Consider the following 15,084-nt stretch of genomic DNA (forward strand, 5'->3'; position numbering starts at 1 on the left):
CTTCGTCACAGGGAGTGCTCCGGCGCGTTCGCTCCGTGCAGGGCCGTTGCGAATGCGTCACCGGAAGAGGATTGGCCGGTTTCCGGTACAGGCCAATGGGGCATCCACACCGTGGCGTGGGGCAAAGGAGGTCTCGGGGGTGGCGTTGGTGGTGGCACAGGAGGTGCCCACGTCGTCGAGCATGGCCGTACCCCATGGCCCTGCGGGCGTGGGGAAGGCGAGACACCGGATGCGTTCGCAGTTGCGCAGCGGTGGCGTGTCCGAATCGGTCATCGACGATGCCGTACTCATCCTTTCCGAACTGCTGAGCAATGCCTGCAAACACGGGCGGCCCCTGGGCGACGCGCTGGCCGGCGACGGTGACGTGCGCGCCGCGTGGCGGGTCGACGCGCGGGGCCGGCTCATCGTGGAAGTGACGGACGGCGGCGGTCCGACCCGACCGGCCCCGGCCACCCCGTCGGTGACCGCGCACGGCGGCCGCGGGCTGAACATCATCACGGCGCTCGCCGACGACTGGGGCGTCCGGGACGACGTCCACGGCGAGGTGACGGTCTGGGTGGTGGTCCACGCAGACGTCCACGATCCCGATGCCGGGTGCCGCCGGGACGGTTTCGCTACGCGCGTCACCTCACCCGCGCTCCCGGACATGTCCGGCCTGGACCTCGTGGACGCGTTCGACGACCTGGACTGACGCACGCGGCCGAGGAGTTGGGCCGACGGGCGTCATCGAGGAGTTGAACCGACGATCGTGATCGAGGACCTCGGCCGAGCCGTGCGATGACGAACACCGGCCGACTGACACGGCCGAGCAACCCCGGCGGACGAAGACCCGGCTCCGGGACCGGCGGACGAGGACCAGGACCAGGACCAGGACCAGCAGTCGAGGGCCGCACCAGCAGTCGAGCACCGGACGACAGCGGAGGGCCCGGTACCGGTGGTCGAGGGCCCTCGGCGGCCGGGGCTGGGCCGGGTCGCGGGATACTCCGAAGTTGTCCACAGGTTCACACCGTTGGCGTCGTGCGGGCGTGCGTTGTCCACAGGTTCCCGCCGGTCATGGCCTGAACGGCTAGGCTCGCGCCCGTACGAGAAGAGCCGTAACCGGGAGACACCCACGATGGCCAAGAAGCGACCCCAGACGAAGGCCGAGCGGCCGCAGCTCAGCGATGCAGAGGTCCCGGTTGTCGGCGCCCGCGAGCCCTGCCCCTGTGGCAGCGGCCGGCGCTACAAGGCGTGCCACGGCCGGGCCGCGGCACACGCGGCGACCGAGCTGGTGCACCGCCCGTTCGAGGGGCTGCCCGGCGAGTGCGACTGGGTGGCGCTGCGCGAACTGGTGCCGGCCGCGACGGTCGAGCTGACCCTCAAGGACGCCCTGCCCGAGGGCGTCCCGTCCGTCACGCTGGCCACGGTGCTGCCGATGGCCTGGCCCGCGCTGCGCCGCGACGACGGCTCGGTCCTGCTCGGCCTGCAGAACGACACGTCGTCCGGCGACCTCAGCCGCGACCTCGCCGACACCCTGCAGCGCGCCCTCCAGGCCGAGCCCGGCACCCCGGTGCAGGGCCGCCGCGCCCCGGCCGGCGGTCCGCGACTGCAGGACGTGCTCGACCCCCAGGCACCGTTCGAGCCGGTCGTGCACAGCGGCTTCGAGTTCTGGGTGCCGGACGCGGAGAACGCCACGCCCGAGGTGACGGCTTCCCTGGAGCGGGCCAACGCGGCCGCCATCCCTACGGCGAGGCTGAGCGGTGTGGACGCCGCGTACTGGTGCCAGACCCCGGAGAAGAACCATCTGCGCTGGGTGATGCCGCATCCGGAGGAGCAGCTTCTGGACGCTCTCGCGCGGCTGCACGCGGCGGGCCGTTCCAGCCTGGGCGAGGGCACCCGGCTCGTGGGCTCCTTCCGTGCTCACGGCCTCACCGTGCCGGTCTGGGACCTGCCGAGCGGGGTCACGGCGGACGACGTGGAGAAGCCGGCCGCCGAGTTCGCCGAGCGCCTCGCCGCCGCCCTGGCCGCCACCGAGCCGCTCACCCCGGACGAGCGCCGGGCGCGTGGCGGACTGACCAACCGGCAGGTCACGCTCAGCTGACGCGGCCGCGCGCGCTGGACGACTGAACGGTCGGTGAGGCGCGCGCACGGCTCACGGAAACGGGTGACTCCTGTCACAACTCCCCCTGAATGACAGGGAAATCGGTGGCCGAATGACCCGGCCGGAATTTGCGAACCGCCGATCTCTTGTTACCGTTCCAGTAGCCCGGTTGCTGGTGCATCCCCCGTCGCCAGCAACCGGGTCTTTCCATGCCCGCGTACGACGCGTACAGCGCTGCTGCGGGGCATCAACTCCCGTTGTCGGTCGCGGAGTTGCCGTAGCCGTTCGCCGTGTTGCTGGTCGAGCGCAGCAGCAGCGCCCCGTCGGCCCCGCGCGCGGCGAACTCGGTGACGGCCGTGTAGGCGTCCATGCCGCCCCGGCTGCGCTCACGGGGTGTCTCGCAGGTGGCGGGCTCATCGTCGCCGCCCGTCACACAGTGCGTCTGCACACTGCGGCCGCCCGGACCCATCAGGCTGAGCACGGCATCCAGCGACTTGCCGGTGGAGTTGCGGTAGTAGGTGCGGGCCCAGGTGTCGGTGCCCTGAGCCAGGACACAGGTCTGCGCCTCGATGCCGTCGGGGGAGGTGAGCTGGAGGCCGCACCGCGCGGCGGTGGCCAGGCCCAGCCCGAGCAGCCGAGGGGACCCGTCGAGCGAGGGCAGCTTGTCGTCGCCCCGCCCGGAACCCTCGTCATCCCGCCCGGAGCCCCCCTCGGAGGCGTGCCCCGGAGCGCTCTGCGAAGCGCGCCCCGAAGCGCCCTCCCGCCCAGGGACCCGTAGGGCGTCCCGTGCCTTCCCGGCCATCGCGTGCCGGGCCGCCTCGCCCACCTGCCCGGCGGACGCCACGGCGAGCGGCAGCACGACGGCGGCCACCACGGCACCGATCAGCGCGAGCAGCCGTACCTTCTTGGAGTCCGGCACGCGCACCCATCTCGGCCAGGCCCTCGACCGTCGTGCCGCCCCCCGCGAAGATCGGCGGCCGTGCCGCCCAGAAGGCCTCCCGGAGAACCGAGGGCCATGTCCCCCAGACATATGCAGCATGTGCGGAAGATAACGAGGCCGCGGGGCTCGCGGCCCCGCCCGCGCCGGAGACCCCTACAACTCGGGCGCGCTCACACCCGTACGAGTGAGGGCGTCGATCACGGCGTCCACCACGGCCTCCACGTCGGGCACCCAGGGCGAGGCCGAGCCGGGCAGCGGGGCGCGCTCCCAGCGGACGGCGCCCTGGCCGGTCTCGGACGGGGGCAGGGCGAGGTAGCCGCCCTCGCCGTGGAAGCGCAGGGAGCCGGGTACGAAGTCCTTGGCGTAGAGCAGTTCGCCCAACTGCTCCATGGAGTACGGCTTCACCAGCAGCGCCCATCGGGTCGGGGCGGCGAGCACCGGGCCGACGCGCAGGCCCCGCCGGTCGAGCAGGGTGAGGGCGCGGGAGGCGGCGAGCGCCGGCAGGCTGACCGCGCAGGGCGCCTTGCCGCCGGTGGCCAGGACGATCGGTGCGCTCGGCCGGTTGGTCCACCACCAGCGCACCATGCGGGCGTCGGTCGTGGCGGCGAGCAGGCCGGGATCGAAGGGGTGCGCACCGGGCACGGTGCACTCCGGGTCGGGGCAGGCGCAGCGGGCCCGCCCCTGCGGGTCCGGGGCCACGCCCGGGAGTACCGGCCACTGCCATTCGGTCGCGAAGGTCAGGGCCGCGCCGATCAGGTCGGGCCCCTCGTCGTTCCGCCTGGGCCTCCCGTCGTTCCGCCTGGACAGGAGCCTGCGTCGCCTTCCGAGGATCTCGCGCATGAGCGCTCGTTCCTTTCCGTTGCACCGCTGGCAACACCGTGGTCCACATCACACCATGTGTCGATCACTTCACTGTGCGTACCTGTTGGCGCATCACACCCCTGCGCATGACAGGGGGATCCCCAAGGGGTCGAGCATGGGCCGCGTCCGCGTCCATAGTGCGTCCATCACAAAGCACGGTTGCGGCACGGGGGTGGCGAAGTATGGCGTTTTGCCGTCGCGCGTGTTTCTCTCCGCCTCCGCCAGGGAGGATGGGGCTCGGCCGTCGGTGGCTATGACGCCCGGGTCCGTCGCCAGGTTCCGGGTGGTCCCCAACCACCCCTGGCCTTCACCGAGTACGTACCCATCACGACCGCTGTGACGCTCCGTGGAGCAAGGCCAGTCGACCGCAATGGACCGATACCTGGTGCAGTTTTCAGCCAACTTGGCAGTAAGGCAAGGGGTTCGAGGGAAACCTCGCCAGACTCATGGACACCAGGAATCCCCGCAGGACAATGCTGGACATCCCCTCACGAGTGCGTGTACATGTGGAGACACTGCTAGCGGCGCAGAATGACATGGGGGTTTGCGATGCTTTTCAGCAATACGCACCGGTCTGAAGGCCGGACGCCATGAACGCCCCGCACCCTCCGAAAGTGGCCGGAATCGATCCAACGGTTCCGACGCCCGCACACACTGCGCCCACTCCCCCCGCCGCCGACGCCGATCCCTCCCCCGGCACCCCTGCCGTCCCGGCCCCCAACACCCCCGCACCCGGCGCCCTGCTCCAGGACCGGCTGGCCGGCTGGGTCTCGGATCTCACGACCCTCCACGAACTCACCGAGCGCCTGTCCCGCACGAGCGCCCTGGAACCGGCCCTCCACGAACTCCTGCGCGCCGGAGCCGCCCTCGTCGGCGCCCGCCGCGGCCTGGTCGCCCTGGAACCCGGCGACGGGCTCGGCCCCCGCACCACCCTCGGCCTGGGTCTCGGCCGGGCCGACCTCGGCCACATCGAGACCGTCCCGCGCGGCGCGCTGCCGTACGACACCGGCACCGCCGCCGAGATCATCCACCCCGATCTGCTCGCCGAGGACGGCCTCGACCCCCGGCACCGCGAGGTCGCCGCCCGTCTCGGTTACGCCGCCAGCTACGCCCTGCCCCTCGCCACCGACTCCGCCGGCCGCCTCGGCGCCGCCGTCTGGCTCTACGACGAACCGGCCGAACCCCACGAGCGGCAGCGCCACCTCGCCGGCCTCTACGTCCGGCACGCCACCGAGCACCTGGCCCGGCTGGTGGAGGTGGAACGCACCCGCGCGCACATGGCGACCATCACCGAGGAACTGCTGCCCACCCGGCTGCCCCGCGTGCCCGGCGTCCAGCTCGCCGCCCGGCACCGCACCGGCCCGTGCGGCGGCGGCGACTGGTACGACGCGCTGCCCCTGCCGGACGCCGCGCTCGGCCTCTCGGTCGGCTCGGTCACCGGCTCCGGGCCGAGCGCCGTGGCCGCGATGGGCCGGCTGCGCGCCAGCCTGCGCGCGTACGCCGTGATGGAGGGCGAGGACCCGGTCGCCGTCCTGTCCGACCTGGAGCTGCTGCTGCGGCTGACCGAGCCCGCCCGCTCGGCCACTGCGCTGTTCGCCTACTGCGAGCCCGCCCTGCGCAAGATCACCCTGGCCGGCGCCGGACACAGCCCGCCGCTGTTGATCGGCGAGCGGCGCACCGAGTTCGCCGAGACCTCCGTCTCCGCCCCGCTCGGCATGCTCGCCTGCTGGGAGGCGCCGAGTGTCGAGATCCAGGCCGAGGCGGGGGAGACGGTCCTGCTCTACACCGACGGGCTGCTGCACCGTACCGGCGACCCGACGGACCGCGCCTTCGCCCGCCTGCACACGGCCGCCGCGAGCATCCCGCGCGCCCTGCGCCGCGACCCCGGCGCCGTCGCCGACCACGTCCTGCGCACCGTCCTGCCGGGCGGTCTGGGCGAGGCCGACAGCGAGGAGGACGTGGTGCTGCTGGCGGCCCGCTTCGACTGAGCCTCGACCGAGCCCACCTGTGATGACCGGGCATAACAGGTCATCCGGCCCGGCCCGCTCCCGGTACGACCGTACGATGATGGAGGTCCCCGCTCGGCCACAAGCAGGAGCGTTGCGGGCCCCGGGGGAGATCACAAGGCGTATCGAGGAGGATCACGTGTCCGACGAGCTCAACCCGGCTGTGCCCGACTCCGCTACCGCGGAGGGCCCCGAGACCGAGTCCGAGGAGCCCATCAAGCAGCGGAAGAACGGCCTGTACCCGGGCGTCTCCGACGAGCTGGCCGAGAACATGAAGTCCGGCTGGGCCGACACGGAACTGCGTGACCTGGAGCCGATCCCGCAGGCCGCCGAGACCGCGCGCCGCCGCGCCGCGCTCTCCGCCCGCTTCCCGGGCGAGCGCCTGGTGATCCCGGCGGGCAACCTGAAGACCCGCTCGAACGACACCGAGTACCCCTTCCGCTCCTCGGTCGAGTACGCGTACCTCACCGGCAACCAGACCGAGGACGGCGTCCTGGTCCTGGAGCCCGCGGCCGACGGCCACGAGGCGACGATCTACCTGCTGCCCCGCTCGGACCGCGAGAACGGCGAGTTCTGGCTCTCCGGCCAGGGCGAGCTGTGGGTCGGCCGCCGCCACTCCCTCACCGAGTCCGAGGCGCTGTACGGCATCCCGGCCGCCGACGTGCGCGAGCTGGCCGACAAGCTGCGCGAGGCCACCGGCCCGGTGCGGGTCGTGCGCGGCCACGACGCCGGCATCGAGGCCGCGCTGACCGACAAGGTCACCGCCGAGCGCGACGAGGAGCTGCGCGTCTTCCTCTCCGAGGCCCGGCTGATCAAGGACGAGTTCGAGATCGGCGAGCTGCAGAAGGCCGTGGACTCGACGGTCCGCGGCTTCGAGGACGTGGTGAAGGTCCTCGACAAGGCCGAGGCCACGTCCGAGCGCTACATCGAGGGCACCTTCTTCCTCCGCGCGCGCGTGGAGGGCAACGACGTCGGCTACGGCTCGATCTGCGCGGCCGGCCCGCACGCCTGCACCCTGCACTGGGTCCGCAACGACGGCCCGGTCCGCTCCGGCGACCTGCTCCTGCTGGACGCGGGCGTGGAGACCCACACGCTCTACACCGCCGACGTCACGCGCACGCTGCCGGTGGGCGGCACGTACAGCGAGATCCAGAAGAAGATCTACGACGCCGTGTACGAGGCCCAGGAGGCCGGTATCGCGGCCGTCAAGCCGGGCGCCAAGTACCGCGACTTCCACGACGCCGCCCAGCGTGTGCTCGCCGAGAAGCTGGTCGAGTGGGGCCTGGTCGAGGGCCCCGTGGAGCGCGTCCTGGAGCTGGGACTGCAGCGCCGCTGGACCCTGCACGGCACCGGTCACATGCTGGGCATGGACGTCCACGACTGCGCGGCCGCGCGGACCGAGACGTACGTCGACGGCACGCTGGAGCCGGGCATGGTGCTGACGGTCGAGCCGGGGCTGTACTTCCAGGCCGACGACCTGACCGTGCCGGAGGAGTACCGGGGCATCGGCGTCCGCATCGAGGACGACATCCTCGTCACCGAGGACGGCAACCGAAACCTTTCGGCCGGTCTGCCGCGCCGCTCCGACGAGGTCGAGGCCTGGATGGCCGCCCTGAAGAACTGATCTGCGTTTGAATGGCCGGGTACCGGGGAGTGCCCGGCCATTCGCGTGCCTGGGGGAAGGTTCTCGTGGACGACTTCTGGTCCGGTGTCGGTGTCGATCTGCATCTGGAGCCCGACGCGGCGGACGGCCGCCGGACCGGGCTGGAGCGGGCCCTGAGGGACGCCGTACGGGACGGGCGGCTCGTGCCCGGGACCCGGCTGCCGGCCACCCGGCGGCTCGCCACCGAGCTCGGCATCTCCCGCGGCACCGCCAAGGCCGCCTACGACCAGCTCGTCGCCGAGGGGTACCTGACGGCGCGCCAGGGCTCGGGCACCCGGGTCGCCGAACTGCCGCCCGTCGCCTCGGCGGAACCCGGCACCACGGCACGCACGCGTGCCCCGCGCTTCGATCTGCGCCCCGGCAGCCCGGACGTCGGCGCGTTCCCGGCGGCGGCCTGGCTGCGCGCGCTGCGCCGGGCCATAGCGACGGCGCCCTCACTGGCGTACGACTACGGCGACCCGCGCGGCCGGATCGAGCTGCGCACGGCCCTCTCCGGCTATCTCGGCCGGGCACGCGGGGTGCTCGCGCCGCCGGAGCGGATCGTCATCACCTCCGGGTACGTCCAGGGCCTCGCGCTGCTCACGCGCGTGCTGGACGGCGCCGCCGTCGCCATGGAGGACCCCGGGCTGCCGTTCCACCGGGAGGTCGTGCGGCGCAATGGCGGAACGGTCCTGCCGGCGCCGGTCGACGCGCACGGGGTGCGCCCCGAGGAGCTGGGCGAGGCCGCCGCCGTGGTGGTCACACCGGCGCACCAGTACCCGACCGGGGTGACCCTGCGCCCGGAGCGGCGGCGGGCGCTCGGCGACTGGGCACGCGCGCGTGGCGGGCTGATCGTCGAGGACGACTACGACGGCGAGTTCCGCTACGACCGCCAGCCGGTCGGCGCGCTCCAGGGCATGGCACCCGGCCAGGTGGTGTACCTCGGCACCGCCTCCAAGACGCTGGGCCCCGCGCTCCGCCTCGGCTGGATGGTGCTGCCGCCGCACCTGGTCGACGCGGTCGCCGACGCCAAGCTGCACAGCGACCACCACACCGAGACCATCGGCCAGCTCGCCCTCGCCGAGCTGATCGACAGCCACGCGTACGACCGGCACGTGCGCGCGTGCCGGCTGCGCTACCGGCGCCGCCGGGACCAGTTGCTGGACCGGCTGGGCGCGGGCCGGAGCGTGCACGGCATCGCGGCGGGGCTGCACGCCCTGATCGACGTGCCCGACGAGGCGGAGGTGCTGGCCCGCGCGCAGTCGGAGGGCCTCGCCCTCGGCGCCCTCGGCGACCACTGGCACGACCCCGGCCCCGGCGGCCGCCCGCAGGGCCTGGTCGTCGGCTACGGCACGCCTCGGGAGCGGGCGTATCCCGAGGCGCTGGAGGTACTGGCGAAGGTGCTCGAGGGCTGAGCGGGGCCCGTCACAAGGCGGGATCGTCGTCGTGCAGGATCCGCTGGAAGAGCCGGCAGTCCCGCCACGCCCCGTCGATGTGCAGGTACTTCGGGGCCAGGCCGATCGGCTCGAACCCGCACTTCGCCAGCACGCGCTGCGAGCCGGTGTTCCCGAGCAGCGTGGAGGCCTCGATCCGGTGCAGCCCCACCACCTCTCGCGCGATCCGGCAGACCCGCCGCACGGCGGCGGTGGCCAGGCCGCGGCTCTGTTGGCCGGCGGCCACCCAGTAACCGACGGGGGAACTGGAGAGGGCCCCCCGGATGATCCCGTTCAGGGTGATGGTCCCGACGATCCGCCCGTCCGCCGCCTGGAACACGAACGGCACCAGACCGCCCTCGGAGAACAGCCGCAGCTGCCCGTCGATGCGCTCCCGCTGCCCCGCCTCGGTGAAGAAGGACTCGGGCCGGCGCGGCTCCCAGGGCCGCAGGTGGTCACGGTTGTCCACATAGGCCGCGCACAGCGCGCCCGCGTCGGCCCGCGCCAGAAGCCGCATCGTCACACCGGATGCTATGTCGGCGCTCTCGATCTCCATGCCCTCACTATGCCGTCAGCAGCGAGGGATCCTTCGTCCATTTGAGGATCTTGTCGAAGCTGACCACCGTGCCGCCCCGGCCTGGTTTGGCGCCGATGTGGACATGGTCGGCGAGTTCGCGGATGAGACAGAGCCCGCGGCCGTGCTCGGCGTCCGCGCGGGCGGGCCGGATCTCCTGGGCACGGGAGAACCCCGGTCCGGAATCGGCCACTTCGATACGGCACTTCTCACCGTCGAGATACGCGGTCACCCGGTACGCCTCCGAGGCGCTCCCGTACGGCGTGTTCCCGCCGTGCTCGACGGCGTTGGCGCAGGCCTCGGTCAGGGCGACGGACAGGTCGTAGGAGATCTCGGGGTCGACGCCCGCCGTCTCCATGGTGCCGATCAACAGCCGCCGGGCGAGCGGCACGCTCGCGGCCTCGCGGCGCAGATGGAGTGACCACCAGATGCTCATGCTCCAGCCTCCTGGCCGCGGCTCGACATACCGATACGTATTGCCGCCCGTAGGGGGACGTAAGCACACCGTTGACGTGACTCCGCCCATACGGCCGATGCGCCGGGGGAGGAATCGGTGTATGAGGGACGTTCCCGCGGCCCTGCCGTAGGGCGCCCGTAAGCGCAGTGCGATGATGAGGCCGCCATGACTGCCCCCCACCCGCGCACGGCGCGTCCCGGAGCCGGGCTCCGGATCCTGCGGGCCGCGGTGTTCGCCGCGGTCTGCGTCGCGCTGGCCGCGTGCGGGCACACCCTCGCCTCCTGCGCGAGCGTGCCCCTGTGGACGCTGGGCGCGGGCTTCCTCGGCTGTCTGCTGCTCGTGGTGCCGCTCGCCGGGCGGGCCCGCTCGCTGCCGGGCATCGCCGCGCTCCTCGCGCTCGGCCAGACCGCGCTGCACACGCTGTTCGGGCTCGGCCAGCACGGGGCCGTCATGGCCGGCGCCGGGATGGCGAGTGGGCCGACGGGGTCGATGGGGTCGATGAACTCCACCGGCTCCACGGTCTCCTCGCTCAGCGACACCGCGCTGGTGGAGCAGGCCGCGCGGCTGCTGTGCGGGGCGAGCCCGGCCGCCCTCACTCCGGGGCGCGCCTTCCACCTGCTGCTCGCCGCCCATCTCGTCGACCGCTCGGGCCGGCCCGCGGCGGCCATGGACGGCATGCACCACGCGTACGACGCCACCGGCTCCTCCGCCGCGCTGCTGCCCTCACTGCCCATGCTGCTCGGTCACGTCCTCGCGGCCGTCGCCGCGGGCTGGCTGCTGCGCCGCGGCGACCTGGCGCTGCTGCGGCTGATCGAGCTGTCGGCGCACGGAGTCGCGGAGGGGGCGCTCGTACGGTCCCTGCGCGCTGCGCTCGCGCTGGCGCGCTTCCTGTGCGCCGGGCTCCTGCCCGCCTCCGAGCCCCTCCCGCGCGGCCGCCGTACCCCCCGGGACGAGGCACCCGGCCCGCACACCACCGCACTCCAGCACACGGTGATCCGGCGCGGCCCGCCCGCCGCCGCCTTCCGTCTCGCCGCCTGACGCGACGCGCGCACCACTCCACCGACGCGGGGAGAGGACTGCCGCCGTCGCGCGGCACGCGCGTGTGCGCGTACCTCTCTTCGTCATCAGAACTCTCAGAGTGGAGTGCTCCTGCCATGCAGGCTTCCCGTATCGCTTCTCGTGTCACCGCCGCCGGCGCCGTCGCGGGCACGGCCGTCCTTGCACTGTCCGTCCCCGCGTTCGCGCACGTCACCGTGCAGCCGGAGACGCCCGCGGCCAAGGGTGGGTACACGGTCGTCGACTTCAAGGTCCCCAACGAGCGCGACAAGGCTTCGACGACCAAGGTCGAGGTCAACCTCCCGGCCGACCACCCGATCGCCTCGGTCATGCCGCAGGCCGTACCCGGCTGGAACGCGCAGGTCACCAAGTCCAGGCTGGCCAAGCCGCTGACCGTGCACAACGAGACGATCGACGAGGCGGTCACCAAGGTCACGTGGACCGCCGCCGACGGCAAGGGCATCCAGCCCGGCTACTTCCAGAAGTTCCCGCTGTCCCTCGGCGCCCTGCCCGAGAACACCGACCAGCTCGTGTTCAAGGCGATCCAGACGTACTCCAACAAGGAGGTCGTGCGCTGGATCGAGGCGCCGCAGGCCGGCCAGGACGAGCCGGAGAACCCGGCTCCGGTGCTTGAGCTGTCCGCCGCGACCGACGACCACCACGGCACGGCGGGCGCCGAGGACGCCTCCGACAAGAGCGCGAGCGCCGCCGACTCCGGATCCGGCTCCCACGACACCGACATCACCGCGCGGGTGCTCGCCGTGGTCGGCATCGTGGCCGGCGCCGCGGGCGTCGCCTACGGCGTCCTCGCGGGCCGCCGCCGGACCGCCTAAGCCCTTCCGGGCCGCGCACGGGGTCGTGCGAGGCGTGCGACGCTTTCCTGGCCGTCGTACGACCCCGGTGCGCGCCGGATTACTCACATCTGGGACATTTTTCTATGCGCAAGAAGACGTTCGCCGCGGCCGCGTTCCTCGCAGCCGCCACCCTGGCCCTCTCCGCGTGCGGCAGCGGAGACGACGGCAAGTCGCCGGTCTCCGCGGTCTCGGAGGAGTCCGACTCGGGCAAGGCCGCCACGGTCCTCGACCAGCCCTTCGACAAGCCGGACCTCGTCCTCACCGACACGCACGGCAAGAAGTACGACCTCCGCCAGGAGACCAAGGGCCGCCCGACCCTGCTGTACTTCGGCTACACCCACTGCCCGGACATCTGCCCGACGACGATGAGCAACATCGCCGTCGCCAAGAAGGCGCTGCCCAGGGCCGAGCAGAACGACCTGCGGGTCGTGTTCGTCACCACCGACCCCGGCCGGGACACGCCGGCCGAGCTGGGCAAGTGGCTCAAGGGCATCGACCCGCAGTTCATCGGCCTGACCGGGGACTTCGCCACCATCCAGGCCGGTGCCCGCTCCGTCGGCATCTCCGTGGAGCCGACCACGAAGGACAAGAACGGCAAGCTCGTCTCCGTCCACGGCACCCAGGTGATCGCCTTCTCCCCGAAGACGAACGGCGGTTACGTCCTCTACGGCGAGGACGCCACGGTCGACGACTACACCAAGGACCTGCCCAAGCTCGTCAAGGGGGCGAACCCGTGAGGCGACCCCTGCCGCGCCGGACCCTTGTGACCGCGGCCGCCGCCCTCGCCGGCGCCCTCGCCCTCGCCGGCGCCCTCGCCCTCGCGGGCTGCTCGGACTCCGGCCCGGACTCCGGGTCCTCGAAGGCCGAACTGTCGGTGAGCGGGCCGTACATGCCGCAGCCGGTCTCCGCCGACATGGCAGCCGGCTTTCTGACGATCACCAACAGGGGCGGCGCCGAGGACGAGCTGACCGCGGTGACCAGTGACGTCGCCGGCCAGGTCACCATGCACAGCACCATGGGCGGCGCCATGCAGGAGAAGAGCTCCTTCTCCATACCCGCCCACGGTCAACTCGTGTTCAAAAGCGGTGGCAACCATCTGATGTTCGACAAGCTGAAGCGCAAGCCGAAGCAGGGCCAGACGGTCGCCCTGAAGCTCACCTTCACCAAGTCCGGACCCCTCACCGTCGAGATGCCGGTGAAGTCAGCCACGTACAACCCGTCGACCGGCCACTGAGGGAGGGACCCACTACCGTGACGCGGACCATCACCCCCACGGGACACCGCGGCAGCCTGCGTACCCTGGTGCTGCTGCTCCTCGCCGTCACCGGCGCACTGTTCGCGGGTGCCGGACCGGCCTCCGCACACGCGGCGCTGACCGGCAGCGACCCCGCACAGGGGGTGGTGGTCAAGCAGGCACCCAGCCAGGTCGCGCTCACCTTCTCCGAGAAGGTGGCGATGAACGACGACTCCCTGCGCGTCCTCGACCCCAGGGGCAAGGCCGTCCAGACCGGCGGCCCGGCCAACCTGAGCGGGACGACGTACGCCGTGAAGCTGAGGAGCGGCCTGGGCAACGGCACCTACACGGTGACCTACCAGGTCGTCTCGGCCGACAGCCATCCGGTCTCCGGTGCCTACACCTTCTCCATCGGGGCGCCCTCGCAGACCGTGGTCTCCGGCACCGGGCCGGTCGCGGGCGGCGGAGTCGTGGGCGCGCTCTACGCGGTCGGGCGGTACGCGTCGTACGCCGGGTTCATCGTGCTCGCCGGCGGCGCGGCCTTCGTGCTCGCCTGCTGGCGGCGCGGCGCGGGCGTACGGGCCCTGCAGCGGCTCGTGGTCGGCGGCTGGCTCATGCTCACCGCGGCCACCCTCTGGCTGCTGCTCCTGCGCGGCTCCTACACCACCTCCGGGAAGTTCGCCGACGTCTTCGACCTCGGTCTGCTGGGCCAGGTGCTGCAGACCAAGACCGGCGCCGCGCTGGTCTCCCGGCTGCTGCTGCTCGCCGCCGCCGCGCTGTTCATCGCCGTCCTCTTCGGCGCCTACACCAAACGCGAGGAGGGCCAGGAGAAGCGCGATCTGACCTTCGGGCTCGCCATCGGCGGTGTGGTCGTCGCGGCGGGGCTCGCGAGCAGCTGGGCCATGGCCGAGCACGCCTCGGTCGGGCTCCAGCCGGGCATCGCCATGCCCGTCGACGTCGTCCACCTGCTCGCCGTCGCCGCCTGGCTGGGCGGACTGACCGCCCTGCTGGTCGCCCTGTACCGGGCGCCCGCCGAGACACCGGTGGAGGCCGCCGCCGTCCGCCGCTTCTCCCGCCTTGCCTTCGGCTCCGTCGTCGCGCTCGTCGCCACCGGTGTCTACCAGTCCTGGCGGCAGCTGGGCGCCTGGTCGGCGTTCACCGACACCCGCTACGGGCAGTTGCTGCTGGTCAAGATCGGGCTGGTGGCGCTGCTGATCGGGATCGCCTCCGTGTCGCGGCGGTGGACGCGACGGCTCGGCGACGACACCGACCAGGCCGCCAAGGGCGCCGACGCCGGGGAGAGCGAGAAGGAGCGCGTCACCGCCGCGAAGGCGGCCGGGAAGAACGCCGGCTCCGGGGACTCCCAGCGCGCCGCCCAGCTCGCCCGGCAGCGGGCCGCGATGGACGCCGCCCGGCAGAAGCGGCTGCGGGACGGCGACGCGAACCGCTTCGGGCTGCGCCGCACGGTGCTCGCCGAGGCCTGTGTCGCGGTCGTGCTGCTCGCTGTCACCACCTGGCTGACCCAGACCGAGCCGGGCCGCACCGAACTGGACGCCAAGGCCTCCTCCTCGTCCTCCGCCGGCTCCGCCACGACGCCCTCGAACGGCGCGCTGACCCTGGACATGCCCTTCGACACCGGCGGCACCGACGGCAAGGGCGTCGTCAGCGTCGACCTCGACCCGGCGCGCGTGGGCAGCAACGAGATGCATGTGTACGTCCAGCGTCCGAACGGCCGGGCCTTCGACATCCCCGAGGTGAAGCTCGAATTCACCCTCGAGGCGAAGAAGATCGGCCCGCTGCCCGTGACCCCCGACCACATCACGACCGGCCACTGGTCGGCGGGGAGAGTGCAGATTCCCATGGCCGGCGACTGGAAGATCGCCGTCACCGTGCGGACCTCCGACATCGACCAGGTGACCGTCTCCAAGAACGCGCAGATCGGCTGAA

General features: G+C 72.5%; 14 protein-coding genes. 10 read left to right on the plus strand and 4 right to left on the minus strand.

Annotated features, from left to right (window positions below; genetic code table 11):
• Window positions 1-52 precede the first annotated feature (52 nt).
• Both ACFYZB_RS30790 and ACFYZB_RS30795 read left to right on the plus strand, forming a co-directional pair.
• Window positions 53-691 (plus strand): ATP-binding protein, encoded by a 639-nt coding sequence (locus ACFYZB_RS30790; RefSeq protein WP_388764315.1) that lies wholly within the window; start codon window positions 53-55, stop codon window positions 689-691.
• 423 nt (window positions 692-1,114) lie between these two features.
• Complete coding sequence (locus ACFYZB_RS30795; protein ID WP_351208641.1) at window positions 1,115-2,080, plus strand: DUF5926 family protein; 966 nt, start codon at window positions 1,115-1,117, stop codon at window positions 2,078-2,080.
• A gap of 247 nt (window positions 2,081-2,327) precedes the next feature.
• Here the strand turns inward: ACFYZB_RS30795 and ACFYZB_RS30800 are convergent, their stop codons facing one another.
• Window positions 2,328-2,999 carry a hypothetical protein gene (locus ACFYZB_RS30800; RefSeq protein ID WP_388764183.1) on the minus strand — a complete coding sequence of 224 codons (672 nt, stop codon included), beginning with the start codon at window positions 2,997-2,999 and terminating at the stop codon, window positions 2,328-2,330.
• 174 nt (window positions 3,000-3,173) lie between these two features.
• On the minus strand, window positions 3,174-3,860 hold the full coding sequence (locus ACFYZB_RS30805) for a bifunctional DNA primase/polymerase (RefSeq protein ID WP_388764184.1): 687 nt from the start codon (window positions 3,858-3,860) through the stop codon (window positions 3,174-3,176).
• 611 nt (window positions 3,861-4,471) lie between these two features.
• Between ACFYZB_RS30805 and ACFYZB_RS30810 the strand changes: the two genes are divergently transcribed.
• The 3 genes from ACFYZB_RS30810 (at window position 4,472) to ACFYZB_RS30820 (ending at window position 8,944) form a co-directional block, all read left to right on the plus strand.
• A complete protein-coding gene (locus tag ACFYZB_RS30810) occupies window positions 4,472-5,869 on the plus strand; it encodes a PP2C family protein-serine/threonine phosphatase (protein WP_388764185.1) in 1,398 nt (465 codons plus the stop codon).
• A 157-nt stretch (window positions 5,870-6,026) separates the two neighbouring features.
• Window positions 6,027-7,511, plus strand: coding sequence for an aminopeptidase P family protein (locus tag ACFYZB_RS30815; RefSeq protein WP_388764187.1), 1,485 nt, complete (start codon window positions 6,027-6,029; stop codon window positions 7,509-7,511).
• Window positions 7,512-7,576: 65 nt separating this feature from the next.
• On the plus strand, window positions 7,577-8,944 hold the full coding sequence (locus ACFYZB_RS30820; protein WP_388764189.1) for a PLP-dependent aminotransferase family protein: 1,368 nt from the start codon (window positions 7,577-7,579) through the stop codon (window positions 8,942-8,944).
• Window positions 8,945-8,954: 10 nt separating this feature from the next.
• Here the strand turns inward: ACFYZB_RS30820 and ACFYZB_RS30825 are convergent, their stop codons facing one another.
• Both ACFYZB_RS30825 and ACFYZB_RS30830 read right to left on the minus strand, forming a co-directional pair.
• Entirely contained in the window at window positions 8,955-9,518 is a 564-nt protein-coding gene (locus ACFYZB_RS30825; RefSeq protein WP_388764190.1) for a GNAT family N-acetyltransferase, read from the minus strand.
• Window positions 9,519-9,525: 7 nt separating this feature from the next.
• Entirely contained in the window at window positions 9,526-9,972 is a 447-nt protein-coding gene (locus tag ACFYZB_RS30830) for an ATP-binding protein (protein ID WP_351208634.1), read from the minus strand.
• Between the two features lie 186 nt (window positions 9,973-10,158).
• Here ACFYZB_RS30830 and ACFYZB_RS30835 point away from each other — a divergent pair, with 186 nt between their 5' ends.
• From ACFYZB_RS30835 to ACFYZB_RS30855, 5 genes are all read left to right on the plus strand, one after another.
• On the plus strand, window positions 10,159-11,031 hold the full coding sequence (locus tag ACFYZB_RS30835) for a hypothetical protein (protein WP_388764192.1): 873 nt from the start codon (window positions 10,159-10,161) through the stop codon (window positions 11,029-11,031).
• Window positions 11,032-11,147: 116 nt separating this feature from the next.
• The gene (locus tag ACFYZB_RS30840) at window positions 11,148-11,882 is read left to right on the plus strand and encodes a YcnI family protein (protein WP_388764194.1); all 735 of its coding nucleotides are present in this window, start codon (window positions 11,148-11,150) and stop codon (window positions 11,880-11,882) included.
• A gap of 104 nt (window positions 11,883-11,986) precedes the next feature.
• A complete protein-coding gene (locus tag ACFYZB_RS30845; protein ID WP_388764196.1) occupies window positions 11,987-12,640 on the plus strand; it encodes an SCO family protein in 654 nt (217 codons plus the stop codon).
• The gene (locus tag ACFYZB_RS30850) at window positions 12,637-13,137 is read left to right on the plus strand and encodes a copper chaperone PCu(A)C (protein ID WP_388764197.1); all 501 of its coding nucleotides are present in this window, start codon (window positions 12,637-12,639) and stop codon (window positions 13,135-13,137) included. The genes ACFYZB_RS30845 and ACFYZB_RS30850 overlap by 4 nt, the downstream gene beginning before the upstream one ends.
• A 17-nt stretch (window positions 13,138-13,154) precedes the next feature.
• A complete protein-coding gene (locus tag ACFYZB_RS30855; protein WP_388764198.1) occupies window positions 13,155-15,083 on the plus strand; it encodes a copper resistance CopC/CopD family protein in 1,929 nt (642 codons plus the stop codon).
• The last annotated feature ends 1 nt before the right edge of the window (window position 15,084 follow it).

Source organism: Streptomyces sp. NPDC001852, from assembly GCF_042891825.1.
GTDB lineage: Bacteria > Actinomycetota > Actinomycetes > Streptomycetales > Streptomycetaceae > Streptomyces.

Excerpts from the sequence above, each read along its gene's own strand:
- ACFYZB_RS30840 (WP_388764194.1), top strand. The coding sequence starts at position 11,148 with ATGCAGGCTTCCCGTATCGCTTCTCGTGTCACCGCCGCCGGCGCCGTC.
- ACFYZB_RS30825 (WP_388764190.1), bottom strand. The coding sequence starts at position 9,518 with ATGGAGATCGAGAGCGCCGACATAGCATCCGGTGTGACGATGCGGCTT.
- ACFYZB_RS30790 (WP_388764315.1), top strand. The coding sequence starts at position 53 with ATGCGTCACCGGAAGAGGATTGGCCGGTTTCCGGTACAGGCCAATGGG.
- ACFYZB_RS30795 (WP_351208641.1), top strand. The coding sequence starts at position 1,115 with ATGGCCAAGAAGCGACCCCAGACGAAGGCCGAGCGGCCGCAGCTCAGC.
- ACFYZB_RS30845 (WP_388764196.1), top strand. The coding sequence starts at position 11,987 with ATGCGCAAGAAGACGTTCGCCGCGGCCGCGTTCCTCGCAGCCGCCACC.
- ACFYZB_RS30835 (WP_388764192.1), top strand. The coding sequence starts at position 10,159 with ATGACTGCCCCCCACCCGCGCACGGCGCGTCCCGGAGCCGGGCTCCGG.
- ACFYZB_RS30830 (WP_351208634.1), bottom strand. The coding sequence starts at position 9,972 with ATGAGCATCTGGTGGTCACTCCATCTGCGCCGCGAGGCCGCGAGCGTG.
- ACFYZB_RS30810 (WP_388764185.1), top strand. The coding sequence starts at position 4,472 with ATGAACGCCCCGCACCCTCCGAAAGTGGCCGGAATCGATCCAACGGTT.
- ACFYZB_RS30805 (WP_388764184.1), bottom strand. The coding sequence starts at position 3,860 with ATGCGCGAGATCCTCGGAAGGCGACGCAGGCTCCTGTCCAGGCGGAAC.